Annotated in this window: 12 protein-coding genes; all 12 read right to left on the bottom strand. The window is 34.4% G+C overall.

Features of this window, described 5'->3' with window-relative positions:
• Positions 1-424 precede the first annotated feature (424 nt).
• Positions 425-2116 (bottom strand): capsule assembly Wzi family protein, encoded by a 1692-nt coding sequence (locus tag Q0L00_RS16515; protein WP_297337995.1) that lies wholly within the window; start codon positions 2114-2116, stop codon positions 425-427.
• Positions 2117-2520: 404 nt separating this feature from the next.
• The gene (locus tag Q0L00_RS16520) at positions 2521-3717 is read right to left on the bottom strand and encodes a glycosyltransferase family 4 protein (protein ID WP_297337996.1); all 1197 of its coding nucleotides are present in this window, start codon (positions 3715-3717) and stop codon (positions 2521-2523) included.
• The gene (locus Q0L00_RS16525) at positions 3707-4573 is read right to left on the bottom strand and encodes an SDR family oxidoreductase (RefSeq protein ID WP_297337997.1); all 867 of its coding nucleotides are present in this window, start codon (positions 4571-4573) and stop codon (positions 3707-3709) included. The genes Q0L00_RS16520 and Q0L00_RS16525 overlap by 11 nt, the downstream gene beginning before the upstream one ends.
• On the bottom strand, positions 4570-5694 hold the full coding sequence (gene wecB, locus Q0L00_RS16530; RefSeq protein ID WP_297337998.1) for a UDP-N-acetylglucosamine 2-epimerase (non-hydrolyzing): 1125 nt from the start codon (positions 5692-5694) through the stop codon (positions 4570-4572). The genes Q0L00_RS16525 and wecB overlap by 4 nt, the downstream gene beginning before the upstream one ends.
• An 89-nt stretch (positions 5695-5783) precedes the next feature.
• The gene (locus Q0L00_RS16535; RefSeq protein WP_297337999.1) at positions 5784-6806 is read right to left on the bottom strand and encodes a polysaccharide biosynthesis protein; all 1023 of its coding nucleotides are present in this window, start codon (positions 6804-6806) and stop codon (positions 5784-5786) included.
• A 5-nt stretch (positions 6807-6811) separates the two neighbouring features.
• Positions 6812-7687 (bottom strand): glycosyltransferase family 2 protein, encoded by an 876-nt coding sequence (locus Q0L00_RS16540; RefSeq protein ID WP_297338000.1) that lies wholly within the window; start codon positions 7685-7687, stop codon positions 6812-6814.
• Positions 7684-8256 (bottom strand): acyltransferase, encoded by a 573-nt coding sequence (locus tag Q0L00_RS16545; protein WP_297338001.1) that lies wholly within the window; start codon positions 8254-8256, stop codon positions 7684-7686. Before Q0L00_RS16545 ends, Q0L00_RS16540 begins: the two co-directional genes overlap by 4 nt.
• Before the next feature lie 8 nt (positions 8257-8264).
• Complete coding sequence (locus tag Q0L00_RS16550; RefSeq protein ID WP_297338002.1) at positions 8265-9362, bottom strand: glycosyltransferase family 4 protein; 1098 nt, start codon at positions 9360-9362, stop codon at positions 8265-8267.
• 32 nt (positions 9363-9394) lie between these two features.
• Complete coding sequence (locus Q0L00_RS16555; RefSeq protein ID WP_297338003.1) at positions 9395-10753, bottom strand: O-antigen polymerase; 1359 nt, start codon at positions 10751-10753, stop codon at positions 9395-9397.
• On the bottom strand, positions 10750-11802 hold the full coding sequence (locus Q0L00_RS16560; RefSeq protein WP_297338004.1) for a hypothetical protein: 1053 nt from the start codon (positions 11800-11802) through the stop codon (positions 10750-10752). The genes Q0L00_RS16555 and Q0L00_RS16560 overlap by 4 nt, the downstream gene beginning before the upstream one ends.
• Positions 11799-13046: an oligosaccharide flippase family protein gene (locus Q0L00_RS16565; RefSeq protein ID WP_297338005.1), complete on the bottom strand. Its 1248-nt coding sequence runs from the start codon at positions 13044-13046 to the stop codon at positions 11799-11801. The genes Q0L00_RS16560 and Q0L00_RS16565 overlap by 4 nt, the downstream gene beginning before the upstream one ends.
• A 571-nt stretch (positions 13047-13617) precedes the next feature.
• Positions 13618-14928 carry a nucleotide sugar dehydrogenase gene (locus tag Q0L00_RS16570; RefSeq protein WP_297338006.1) on the bottom strand — a complete coding sequence of 437 codons (1311 nt, stop codon included), beginning with the start codon at positions 14926-14928 and terminating at the stop codon, positions 13618-13620.
• Positions 14929-15202: the final 274 nt, after the last annotated feature.

Genomic DNA, 15202 nt, shown 5'->3' on the forward strand with positions numbered 1-15202 from the left:
AACCTACAGCTGGTAGGGGAACTATGAAAGATGTACTTGGTGGGGTGGATACTTTTTCACCAGTATATCAGGACTTGGGTATTTTTTTTCTAAAAAAAATCATCAGAATGAATTCGCTCTGACTTGCCGGAATCATTAAAAGGAAAGTCAGTAATTAGGTAGATCCCTTGGTTTTGACTACTCGCATTTTAACTGATTATTTGTATTTTATATAGACATAGTTATATCCAATTGTAAATCCGGTCACTAGCTCCACCGGATCTCGTTCGATTTAAGACAAAAAAAAACCACCGAAAAGGTGGTTAGAGATTAGGCTTCCGGAATTATGATCCCGAGATTCAAAGAAGATAGCTTTTTCTAGCTTCTATAAATGAAATTGAAAATCGATAGAACTAAAGTACCAATCATAAGGAATACGTTAACTTCATTTCCTCTTCCAGAAATAAACCGCTGACACTTGTCCCATTACACTGGTCAGGTTTCTTCCTTTTGGAAATTCGCGGGTGCTGGAAGCATCAAGCTGCCACTGATAATTTCGTGCATGGATGAGCTGAAGCTTAGAACTGATTATTAAGTTATTGAACTGTTTGTCATAGAGAAAACCTAGCGATAAATCGATCCAGGGTTTGCGTTCAGTAAACTGTAATTGGGTCTTGTAATAGAAATCCTGATTATTGGCTAGGCGCTCTAAAAGAATCCCCATTTTTTCTACCCCATCAACCAACGAAATTTCAACGGTCTGAAGGTTAGAACCCGTTCCAATTCCAACCCCGAGTGGCTGTCCATAATTCCCAAACCCACGGGCAGGATTATGGGTATGCCAGGATAGTCCTCCTCTAATCCCCCCGTATCGGATGTATCGATTTACCGATTCCTGTTGATGTGTAATTTCAGATCTGATTTGTAGGCTATTACCCCATTCTGGAATCTCAAAAAGCTGATTAAATCCAAAGATAAAGGCTCGAGCATGTTCTGGGGAAAGAATAAAATCCCGCCAGGTAAACGCATGGTCCCTACGCCCATATTCAAAATACAGTTCGGATTTGGTTTTCGGAACGACTAATCTTCCAAATAAGGTAATTGTCTGATCTCTTCCATTGGCATCAAAGTCCACTGAATTGCCATTATTGAAAAATCGTTTCTTTTGAAAACCTTCAAAAATGGGGAACCAGTCATAAAATTGTTCTCCCCTATTCTCGTTGTATTGTTGAAAGGTTCGGCTAAATCCAAAATAGAATCCTTTCACCCATTTTGGGTTCCAGGTAAACGTAACCGCATTAAGATATCGGGAGTCTCCGGTAAATGGATTAAAAAACCGATCATTTAGATCTTCATTTTGTGAAGGAGCAAAACCCGAATTTTGGAGCTTTCCGATAATCAATTGTCCTTCAAAACTTCCTAAGAAAGTTTTGGCAGGCTTGAAAGTATTGATCGTCCAATGCGGAAAACCTTGGGCATTATTCGAAAAGGTTAAGGCATTAAATTGTCCGGGTCCCCACCAAATATTCTCGGTACTGCCCCCTATTTCAAAAGCACCATATTGAAAGGTCAGCTTCGATTGTCCCCACCATGGCGAAAAATAGGTTCCATCTCCATACCGCTCGGGATTATCTCCCCAATTCCAAAGAAAAAATCGATTACTGATCTGGAACGTAGTCATTTCTTCCAAGCCCGTTTGAAAACCAGCATTCTGTGCCACTACTACCTCAGGGCGAAAGGTTAGATTTATGAATTTATAGTTGAGTTGAACTCCACCTGAAAAGTAAGTTTGAATGCCTGGATTGGGAATTAAACCATAATCAGCCCATCCATAAGGTCTTCCAGTAAGAATTCGGGTGGTATTGAGCAGAGGTAATATACTTACCGCTAAGTCTTTATTGACAAAAGGTGAAATACCGTTGACAGTTGTCTCATGAAGTGTCGTTCCAAAAAGAACTGGCCGAATCAAAAAAGAACTACGAATGGAATCAGTAGCTAATAATTGACTTCTACGCTGCAATTCTTCCAAAACGGGGAAACCAGCAGGAAGGGATTGAGCATAAGATAGGTTTAAGAAGAAAAATAGGGGGAATCCTAAAATAATTCCTGCATTAACAACCTGACTTTTCCCAATCATAAAATTTTTTGTAATCAAATCGATAATCATCCCTTTTAGAATCCTCCAATGAAAAATTGGAAAAGACCATTAATTTAGAATTGGAAGTTAGGAATTGAAATCCATTCGCGTAGCCTCCAGGCAGAAAAATGATTTCAGGAGCATCAACATCAAGAATTTTGACAAGTGGTGTTCCAACTTGATAATTTTCAAAATTAATTACCGGAAGCATTACCACTTTTATCCTACCTGCAATCGGTAAAAATGCCTTTAATTCCATTTTATGGGCTTGCCATGCCCGAATTTGACTTTTATGAGCCGGGGAAATAATGTAAAATCTTTGAAAGGTAGATAGATCGAATTCGTTGCAAAAATAAAGCCCTCCCCGATCATCTTTATGGTGTTGAATTTTGAAAAAATTAGGCTTATGCAAAAGTCATCTCGGTTAATTGAAGAATGTTTTTTTCCCGTATAAAAGTGGATTCCAAAAGAAGTTTGGAAGCCTTTCCCATTTGTAATCGTTCCTGATCCGATAAGTTGATGAACCTGCCAAACCCCGCTGTGATCTGTTCGACTTCATTAGGGTCAGAGCTTATCCCTATTCCAAATTCATTCATCATTTGAGGAACTTCTCCTTTCATCACCGCAAAAATGGGTTTCTCGTAGTTAAGGTAGGTTTGAAACTTACTGGGGATCATGATCTCATAAATGGGCGAATCCACTAATGAAATTAACAGCACATCACTGCCTTCAAAAAAATCAGGCATTTCCTCCAAAGGTTTTCTTCCTACAAAATTGATGTTTTTAATCTTATTTTTCTGAGCGAAGAGTTTAAGTTCCTCCAAAGCCGAACCATCACCGACCAGATTCAGCCATGCTTTTGGGAATTGCTCAGCGATTGGTTTAAAGCCTAAAAGAACATTATCTAAATTTTGAACTTTCCCTATATTCCCAGCAAAAGTAAAGTTAAACTCTCCCGGTAATACTCTTGGGTTAGTTGAGTTCGAATTGATTATGGGCCAATTGGGAACCCAAACTATAGACTGCCCATTTTTTACGTATTTTGAAAGTTTATAGGAAAAGCCGGTGCAGGAAACTGCGATTTTATCCGCATTATTATAAACAAAAGAAACCAGACCATTCAGGCTTTTTTCCAGTAGCTTGGTCCTTTTTATGCCGTAGGCATAGACTGTGTCAGGCCACAAGTCCTGCGTCCATATCGTAAGAGGTTTCTTGTATACCAATTTGATAAGCGTTCCTGGCAGGGCAACAGTTAAAGGGCCTGTTTGGTACACAAAAACTTTATCAAACCTTTTGCCTATAAAAAGGCCAATCAGAGAGGCGAAAAATACAAAGCATAAATAGTTTAAGATCTTGATGATCTTACTTTTTTGATAGCCAGGGATAACTAAAACCCGATGGATTGCGATGGAATCAAAATAAGTTTTTTGATACAACTTATTTTTAAACCCCGAAAACACCTTTCCAAAAGGATAAGAAGGGTTTCTGGTAAGAACTTCAACATGATATCCCCTATCTGACCATTCCTTTGCAAGGTCATTGATGATAAAATCTTCAGGAAAAAATGCCTCCCCAATTATTAAAAGTTTTTTACCCGACATGAGGATAGATAGGGGAATAAATTTCTGGGTGAGATTGCATGAAACGCTTCATTTCCAGAATCATTTCTTCATAAGAAGGAATCAATCCTAAAAACTCAAGATGATCGGTTTTCAGACTTTTATCGACTTCCTTACCCAAAGATGGATTGACCCTGATGCCCAGCTCAAAATACTCATTGAATAAGTTCAACAGTTCAAATTTTGAAATAGCCTCTCCATTGCTGACGTGGTAAAGCCCCGAAAGCTTCTTCTCCATGGCTATATCAATCACTTTGGCTAACTCGACGGTGGATACTCCTCCCCAAAAAGCTTGAGTAAACCCATTTACTTCATTGGACTGGTTCATAAACCAATGGAATAAACCTTCTCCATTCGTTTTCAATTCCGGACCAATTATGGAAGTTCGAAGTGTCAAATGCTTATCAGAAAAAATCTCACCTAGAGCCTTTCCTCTACCATAAACGTCGTCTGCGTCTCGAAAGTCCGACTCAACATAGCCTCCCTTTTTACCCGAAAAAACACAATCTGTAGAAACGTGAATGACTTTTGATCCGATGGAATCAGCAAGGGCAACCAAATGATGTGGCAAATACGCGTTGATTAAAATAGAGTTCTTGGGATTTGCGTTTGATCCTTTGATCAAAATCCCAATACAATTGACAATGATATTGGGTTGGATTTCATTAATCAATTGGTCAAGTCTTTGAAAATCGGTTACATCGCAAATGATCGTTTCCGCTCGAAACTTAGTTCTAAACGATAAATCAAAAACCTCAAATGTAGGGTTTTGACTTAATCTCAGAACCACCTGATGTCCCAGCATTCCTGTGGAACCTAATACCAAAACCTTTTTCATTCTTTATTCCAAGTTACCCGGTTCACAATTGAGGTATAGCTTTGAATTGCTCTAATAACCCTCGTTGAGGTATTTTTCACCTCATATTCAAATGGCAAATGTTGCTGACCCGCTGTATGGAGCTCTCGGGCTACCGGAATGGATTGAAGCATGTTTTCCTTGGAGATCCCTCCCATTACGATCGTCCCCGCGTCAATGGCTTCCGGACGTTCGGTACTCGTACGAATACTCACCGCCGGAAAATTCATCATCGCTGATTCCTCCGAGATGGTTCCGGAATCTGAAAGAACCACAAAGGCTTCTTTTTGTAATTTGACGTAATCAAAAAATCCTAAAGGCTCGACATTCCGAATTAGACGGTGAAATTGAATTCCTTTCTCTTGAATGCGCTTTTTAGTCCTAGGGTGAGTACTAAAAATAATGGGCATTTGGTAGGTTTCCGCAACCGCATTGAGCGCTTCAGCCAAAACTTCAAAATGGTTCTTTAAGTCAATATTTTCCTCTCGATGGGCACTGACCACGATATAATTTCTGGGTTCTAAACCGAGTTGGTGTACCACATTGGACTCCAAAATCTCTGATTCGTATTTTTCCAACACTTCCCTCAAGGGAGAGCCAGTGACAAAAACATGATCTTTTCGAAACCCCTCGCTAAGCAAATATCTTCGGCTATTTTCGGTATAAGTCAAGTTAATATCTGAAATATGGTCCGAGATTTTTCGGTTAATTTCTTCTGGTACGTTTTGATCAAAGCAGCGATTTCCGGCCTCCATATGAAAAATGGGGATTTTCAATCGCTTTGCAGCTATGGTACAAAGGACACTGTTGGTATCCCCTAAAACGAGTAGGGCATCAGGCTGAATTTGAGCAAGTACTTCAAAGGACTTGGCAATTACATTACCAATGGTCTCTCCGAGATGCTTGCCCGCTACATTCAAATAAAAATCCGGTTCACGAAGTTGAAGATCCTCAAAGAATATTTGATTTAAGGTATAATCGTAGTTTTGTCCGGTATGCACCAGAACATGATCAAAAATTTGATCGCACTTTTTGATGCATTCCGATAGACGAATGATCTCCGGTCGGGTTCCCACGACGGTGACTACTTTTAATTTTTTCATTTGCTCTAATTTATTTTCAAAGGAAACATGGAGTCTCGCATGTTGGACGCACATGCTCCGGTGTGAGGATCACATCATGCTTGATTTCATTACTTTTTCCAGTTGGCAAGCTCCTCTTGAATAAAGTCAAGACTCAGTAATTTTTCTTTGATTTCAGGGATGGTAAGACGTCGGGTATTATGTGAATTATAGTCTTCAATTTCTCCAACCTCAAGTTTTCCTTCTGTATAATATCTTCCATAGTTAAGGTCTCGGTTGTCTGCTGGAATCCGATAAAAATCTCCCAAATCCTGGGCCTTGACCATCTCTTCTCGAGTACAAAGGGTTTCGTATAATTTCTCTCCATGGCGGGTTCCAATCACCTCAATGGGATTATCTGCTTGAAACAATTCTTTCATTGCCAAAGCCAAATCGCCAATTGTAGAAGCCGGGGCTTTTTGTACAAATAAGTCTCCTTGTTTGCCGTGCTCGAAAGCAAACATGACCAAATCGACCGCCTCATCCAGTGACATGAGGTACCGAGTCATCTTAGGATCAGTAATAGTCAAGGCTTTTCCAGCTTTCAATTGATCTACGAATAAAGGAATTACTGAACCACGAGAAGCCATAACATTCCCGTAGCGAGTCAGGGTGACAATAGTTTTATCTTTTGGAATGTTTCTAGACAGAGCCACAGCCACCTTTTCCATCAGTGCTTTTGACATACCCATGGCATTAATGGGGTAAGCAGCTTTATCGGTACTCAAGCAAATGATATTTCTGACCCCATTGGCTACTGAGGCTTTAATAACATTTTCTGTTCCTATGACATTGGTTTTTGTAGCCTCGGTTGGAAAAAACTCACAGGAAGGAACCTGCTTCAGGGCAGCAGCCTGAAAAACATAATCCACACCTCGCATAGCTACATCTAAACTATTGTAATCCCTTACGTCCCCGAGATAAAATTTAATTTTAGGATTATTTAAAGACACTCGCATGTCATGTTGCTTTTTTTCATCTCGGGAAAAAATTCGAATTTCCTCGATAAATTCGGAGTACATAAATTTCTTAAGTACTGCATTTCCGAAGGATCCAGTCCCCCCAGTAATTAAAAGAGTTTTATTTTTCAACATATAAATTAATAGAATAATTTTTTATAAAATTTGAGTAAGGTATAGGTAGGTAAATAAAAAATTTTAGACAAAAATTCTATTTGACCAGATTTAAAATTAAACTTAGACTCAATGTATTTGATTATATTAAAATTAAAATAACTCATAAAGTAAGAAACTTTAATTATAAATGGAATTAATTTAAATTTCTCCAAAAACTCCTTTTTAGTCGTTAAGAACATCCAAATCTGAGCTTTCACTTGTAAATAAACTCTCGCTTTTAGCGCAGCATTTGTCCCTCTAATCCTTACCTGGGTTAAAGAATCATTGAGAACACCTAATTTATATGTTGTAGCCAATAATAACCAAAAGTAGCCATCTTGACCATAACGCATAACTTCTGAAAACCTCAAATTTGGATTACCCATTAATATTTCACGCTTAATCATAACACAGGGAGTAGCCACAGGAGAAGAAATTAAAGACTTCAAAAATACATCGCCGGAGAAAAAAGAAACATTAACGACAGATATTGGCTTATTTGTATGATCATTAAAAAGCGTATAGCCAGTATGAGACCAAACGTGATTATTTTCAACCATAAAAGACAACTGTCGCTCAAGCTTAAAGGGATGCCATAGGTCATCAGAATCTAAGAATGCAATATAATCCCCAGTAGAAGCTGCGATCCCTAAATTTCGAGCATGGCCAGGACCAAGATTAGAAGTTTTGAAATACTTAATAAAGGGGCCATGAACTTTAATAAAATCAGTATCATCAAGTGGGGAACCATCATTAATAACTAGTATCTCAATTTCTTTATATGACTGGTTATAAACACTTTCTAAAGCAGAAATTAACCAAGAGAAATTTGAATAAAAAGGAATAACAACTGATATCATATCCTTTTAAGAAATTTGGCGGGATTTCCCACATAAATAGAATTTGGAGGTATATTACCAGTAACAACACTTCCTGCTCCAACAATTGAATTTTCTCCAATTGAATAGCAATTGGAAAGAATTAAACAATTCATTCCAATCCACACATTCTTCTCAATAACAAGAGACTTACCAATTGGAGCATTTTTGGGGTTTAACCCATGATCATGAGTTTGCACACATACATTTTCCGATAAAAGACAATTTTCTTGTATAACAATACCTCCAGAAAAATCCAATTTGCAACTACGCCCTATAGTAACTTTATCGTTCAATACCAATGACCCAGAATCTAATTCTGATGTAAAAGAAACATTTTCACCGATCTCAACATTATTAAAAACTTGAATAGCATTAGGATACCTATAAATTAAACCTCTACGAACTACAACATTTTTACCACAATAGGAAATATTAAAATTGAAAATAAAAGTAAAAATTCCATCTAAAAATCCATTATAAGCTCGTTTTGAAATTAGGTAAAAAAAACCAAATAAGCCTAAGAAGGAATAATTCCAGAATTTACGCATAGTATAATTTAAATCGAATCGACTACTAATTCAAAGTGACTTTTATTATTTTCAAAAAGATACTTATTAACATCTGAATTAGCATTAGCGGCCAAGTTTTTAGCAAACTCAAAATCATTAATAAGAAATAATACTTTATCACAAATATCAGATTTAGACTTAACCTTAATTTGAAGACAATTATATTTATCAATCATTAAGGAAGGAATACCTCCTACAAAAGTGGTAATAATTGGAACATTGAAAATCATTGCTTCATATAGAACACGAGGAAAGCCTTCATGATAAGTAGGCAAAATAAAAATATCAGATTTCAAATAAACTTGTCTAAGAAGATCAGGATCAAAAATAGAACCACTAAAACAAACAACATCTTTTAAACCTAAATCATGAACATATTTCTTTAAAGACAAATAAGATGAACCGTCTCCAACCAGATTTAATTTAAGGTTTACCGCATTTTTCTTACAAATGGCATGAATAGCATCAATTAATTCAAAAACACCTTTATCTTTCTCCAATCGACCAACAAAAAGAAGATTAAAACATCCATTTACTTTATACTCTTTAAATAATTCTAAATCAGAAATTTCATAATTTATCATAGGTCGAATAGTATTTACATTCTGATTATACTTTTTAATCTCATTTGTAAAGAAGGGGGAAACAGTATTAATGAAGCTAGAATGCTTGTACAAAAATTTAGAGAATCGTGAATTAATTTTTTTTTGCCCTCTGACATACAAACCAAAAGGTTTATTTATAAGAACACAAAAAATACAAATATATTTAAAATTATTAGGATAAAACAAGTACAAATAATCTGTTCTAAAAATTAAATAAAAGCAATATAAATAAGCTTTTATATACTCTAATACTTTAAAACCATCTTTCCTGATATACCTACAAAAAATATTAGTATTTGAAAGATTAAAATTATTAATAGTATCAGAGGCTTTTTTTTGTTCTTTAAAATGAAAGTTAGTAACAGAATACCTTTCTGAAAGTTCAAGCATAAACTCTCCTGTGCGATCATAAACAAAAAGATTATTATTGGAATCTTCGAACATTGCATTACTATTAATTAAAAGAACCTTTTTTGCCATAAAATTTTTAAGATAAACACATGGAAATTAAACTATTTAAATATCACTCTAGAAGGAAATATATAAACTCTATTTAGATAGGAAAGAATAAAAATGGGTATAAAGTAAGTGAAAAATGAATCAGAGATTAAATTAAGATTCCCAAAAATGAAGAACCCAATCGAAACAGAAAAAAAACTATATACAAAGGTATTATCTATCCTAGAAGTTTGAAAAGATAATTTATCAAAGAAACATATAAAATAGGTAAGTATAGGAGTAAGAATCCAAAAGAAATACCGTCCAAAAAGCATACTTGCTTCGGTAAGGGTTGGGACTATATTAGATCTAGTCCCCAAATAGGAGTTAAAATAAAAATTAGACCGATCATCTATATTAAAAAAGTCATTCAAAAACATAACTTGCGCAAATAATTCATCTAATATATTAGAAAATTGGATATTGTTATAATATTGATCAGCAGCCTGAATACCCAAACTAATATTGGGAATTCCATGGAAATAGGAATTTAAAAAATAGCTACCAATTTCATAATTAAATGAAACGGAATTAATATTAGAAACAGAAAAAAACTTAATCAAAGTCAAAAGCAACATAGAAAATAAGCCATAGGCTAAGAAATATAAAGAAATTAATTTAGAAAATTTTGAATAGAATTTGGTTAGCACAAACCAAAAAGAAAATAAAGGAATTAGAATACTTAATCGACTGTTACTAAAATAAAACAAAGTGGAAAACAATAAAGGCAAAACAGACAATACGAAATAATAAAATTTAGGATTATTGACATACTTTTTATAAAAAAAAATAAAACCAAATAGAGGAATAATATAAAGACCCCATTTTATAAAAAATATAAAAGCAGTACTTCCTTGAAATTCTTTTTCAAAAACAAACTCATTCGGAGATAAAATAAAACTAAAATTTGAAAAAGAAACAGGAGAAAAGATATAAATAAAAGTTAATAAAAATACAAAAGCGATAGGCAATTTATACGAATAACTAGAAACAATAAAATTATTAATTTTAACAAGATGTCTATTATAAAAAAAACGTAAAGAAGTTAATACCAAAAGCATCTCCAATAAAATATAAAAATATGAAAATATCAAGGATTCATTACGAATTAATGAATTATAAGGAGAATAATAATTTGAATAAACATAAAAGAAAGGAAACATGAAATATTTGGCAATAAAAACAATATTAAGCATAATGTAACCTACACCTACATTTTTTGGATTTGGAACAATTAAATAAAACAAAAGTCCAAACGTAATTGGAATTAAGCAAACCCAGGTTTTAGGATTTGAAAAATTAAATTCATACGAAATGACAAATACAATAAAAGATACTAATAAAATAATTAATTTATAGTATGAATGTTTCAATCTCTTAAATTATTAGAATAAATTAATTGCTTAAACAAAACTTCTTGGAATTCAAATTTCCCTTCATGAAAATTTAGAGAACGATCCCAATAACCAGTGCAGGCTGAATAAGCTGTAGCGGCGTAACCAAAGCTAATTTCTCCAATATAAGGCTTTCCATCTACATTAGAAATTATAAAATCATAAGCTACTGTCTGCATTTTAAGAGATTCATTTACTTGAAATGCAATCTTAATACAATCAATATTAATTTCCTTTTGATCATATATAATATAACCACTTCCAGATGCTCTAAAATCACCTTTTCTAACAAATCGCTTTAAAGCAAAGGCTATTTCACCAATAACTACTACTCTTATATCAAAACCGTCATTCTCAATAAAATCCTGAAAATAAACATATCCAATTTCATTTGATACAAATTTAAGATTATCAGGAACATCAAACATACGATAAAGAGATTTAAATAAACCTAAAAGAAATTTCCCCTTACGTTTATGTCTTATTATCCGATCAAAAAAGGAAGCTTTTTGATTATAGAATGGAAAACCACTTCCAAAGGCTCTTTGTATGTATTTTTTGGCCTCATATTTACTTTTGAGCAAAATAACATTATTTGAGCCTGATCCTTTTCGAAGCTTGAATACTTTTGGAAACGAGGTACTGTTGGCCCAGTCAAGGGCTGATTTTTTATCATAAAATACGAAAGTAGGGATAACAGGAGCCTGGATTGCTTCAAGAAGGTATTTTTGACCCAGTTTATCATCAAAATGCCAAGAAGTTTTGAAATCAGGAAAAACAACAATTCCTGATGTTTCTAACGAAAATAAAAGCTGCTTAGCAAATACTTGATCCCTATAATCATAATTACTATAATGCCATAAAAAAAGATCACATCCCTGAACTTGTTCAATTATATCGTTACTGTAAGCATCTACTAGAATGAAATCAATCGAATATTTTTTACAGTAATCCAACCACTTATAAGTAAAAAAATCTTCATTTTTTGCTTTTTGAATTGCAATCTTTATTTCTTTAGGGAAATTCATTTTCTATTTTGATTTATATATTTAATAAAAATACCTCCTCCTAAAATTAATCTTGATAAACTTACATTAACCGCGGCTCCAATAATACTAAAATAGTAAACAAAAGGAAAAGCTAAAGAAAACCCAATTAAAGAAGTTAGAACTGTATTTTTCATAACTAACTTATCTTTCCTACGCACTAAAAAATAATTCAAACCATATATATCGTAGAAAGCATATCCAAATAACCCAACGGCTAGAATAAATAAAACTAAAAATTCATATTCATAATCAAGAGAAAGATACAAAAAGACAAATTGATGAAACACTATCAAAAAAACAACCAAAATAAAAACAGTAACAATTATCACATTTCTATAAGTACCAAAAGAATGTCTAAATTTAATCAAATATGGATAAAAAACCTTTGAAATAGTACTAATAATAGTGGCAAACAACTCAATAATTTTCCTTATAGATGTAAAAATACCTACGGCTTCATTAGAATAAAATACACCTAGCAACATAGTACTAGTACTATTATACAAAGTCGGCACAAATTGATTAACAAATACTGGAAAATTCTCACTAATCACTGATTTAATCTTAACCCAATTAATTTTAATAAATCTTATTTTAAATTTTCGAAAAATGACATATTGCGAGATAAATCCTGCAATTATCAAACCCATACTTTGTAACAAAGGATATATCCAATAATCCTCTTCTGCTCTAATGAAAACAAAAATACAAAATGTAAAAAGTGTCTTAACCCCAATATTTATAACTGTGATAAATTTCATTTTTTCCATGCCCTGAAAGAACCAATCTGGAAACAATGAATAACCTATTAATGAAATACTAGTTAGAAAATATACATCTCTGTATTCATGAAAATCTGAAACAAATAATATAATAAAACTAACAATCAGCAAAGACAGAGATAAAAAAATCAATTTAACGATATACACTTTACTATATATCACACTTAGCTTTAAACAACTTTCTCTAAACGCAGAAACATCTCTTGTGGCTGTAATTTTAAAACTATAATCAGTTAGAGATTGAAAATACGAGATTAAAGTAGTAGCTAACATTATAACACCATATTTCTCAAATCCAATGGTTCTTAAAACATAAGGCAAAGTGATTAATGGCAAAATCAAACTAAATAGCTGAAGAGCAGATAAAGAAATAAAATTTTCTAATAAAACAGTTTTAATATTACCATTTTTTTTAAAAGTGTTTAATAAATTTTTATACATAATTTACTCTAAGGCCAATCAACAACTTCGTCTTCTCAATTAATTGCATATCGATTGAAGCCATTAATAATCATGGAATCACTGATAGCTACCATTAAGAAAGGAAACCTTTCAATTCTAACAGACTACTACCTATTTCAAGATAAGCGACAAAAAAAGTATATTTATCAAGATTACCATCTCTATAAAAAATGAAATGCAAGAAAATTGGAAAACCCTATGGAGCGGTCACCCCTAATTCGACATTTACAAAGGTAACTTCTCTATTTCTTTTAGGTCGATAGTTCTGGATCAATTTCGAGTACCAAAATAATCTATAAAATCTAAGCGAGATCTCAAATTCAAAAGTACTTCGCAACTATTAAAAATTAATAGGTAAAACTACTCGTGATAGGAACCTTCTTGACAACTAGTTTTTGGAACTTGAATTCCGTTCTTCAATCCTATATAGATTAACTTGTTAGTGCTCCCTATTCAGGGGTAGAAAGCGCAGAAAAATGTTTAATGATTTTTAAAAAGGTGATTCTATTAAGCGTAAGTTTAATTCGAATTTTGATTCTTTCTTCTAACCTCACAACCTAGCGTCAACTTTCTCCTTCTCCAACACACTTTTCACATCAAACACCACCTGATTCTCTGATTTCTGAATAGACCAGGATTTGAATTCTTTATGAGCTACAGCAAGAATAATGGCAGCGTAGTCCTCCAGAATTGGCTTATCTTCACCCTTGATTACATCAATTCCATATTCATGTTTTACCTCAGCCGGATCGGCCCAGGGGTCATATACACATACGTCTACATCGAAGGACTTTAACTCTTGGTAAATATCGATTACGCGCGTATTTCGTACATCAGGGCAATCTTCTTTGAACGTAAAGCCCAAAATCAGAACCTTAGAATCAATCACCTTAAGGTCCTTACGCATCATGTGTTTGATTACCTCAGTAGCTACATGTTTTCCCATGGAATCGTTGAGTCTGCGACCTGCTAAGATAATCTCCGGATGGTAACCTACCTCTTGAGCCTTTTGAGCTAAATAAAAGGGATCCACACCAATGCAGTGCCCTCCTACCAGACCGGGGCGAAAAGGAAGAAAGTTCCACTTGGTTCCTGCCGCTTCCAATACCTCCTGGGTATCAATATTCAAGAGATTGAAGATCTTACTTAGCTCGTTGACAAAGGCGATATTTATGTCCCGCTGTGAGTTTTCGATGACTTTGGCGGCTTCCGCTACTTTAATGGTAGAAGCCTTATGAGTACCTGCTGTGATGACAGCTTTGTAGAGTTGATCGACGTATTCTGCTACTTCAGGCGTGCTTCCGGAAGTGACTTTTAGGATCTTGGTTACCGTATGTTCCTTATCGCCGGGGTTGATTCGCTCGGGGGAATAACCTGCAAAAAAGTCTTCGTTAAACTTTAGCCCAGAGAACTTTTCCAACACTGGCACACATTCTTCTTCGGTGACCCCAGGATAGACAGTGGATTCATAAATGACTACATCTCCTTTTTTTAAGACCTTTGCAATAGCTTCTGAAGCTTTCAGCATAGGGGTTAAAATGGGACGATTATGTTTATCCGTAGGCGTGGGGACAGTAACAATGTAAATATTGGCGGAGGAAATAGGGAGGATTGCATCAGTGATGAGCAGTCCTTTACCTTTTTCCTCAAGTTGAAGGGAAGTTTTGAGGAGAACGGATTGGAGTTGAGCATCGTCCACTTCCAAAGTACGATCATGACCTTTTTGGAGCTCATCCACTCTATTTGGATCGATGTCATATCCGACGGTTTTGAACTTTTCGGCGAAAGCAGCAGCTAGCGGGAGGCCTACATATCCCAGTCCGACGATGGCAATTTTACTTTCATTTATTGGTTTAAGCATAATTATAGGAAAACGAATCAGATAGAAATTCTATTTAAGAAAATTAAGCCTCACTGAGGACATATATGAGATCCTTTTTAAAAGCATCACCTCTCATTGAAAATTGGTCAGTGTTCTCAAAAGCTTTAAAAAAGATCCAATCGATTACCACCGCTATCAAAGATTTGACGAATTCAAATCATAGAAAAAAGGATAGGGAGAAGTTTGTGAAAATTCAACATTTTATCAGGTGACTTCCCCTGTTTAAAAGGAAGCTGCGCTGATCCATTTTTTG

It is taken from the genome of Algoriphagus sp., assembly GCF_024305035.1.
GTDB lineage: Bacteria > Bacteroidota > Bacteroidia > Cytophagales > Cyclobacteriaceae > Algoriphagus.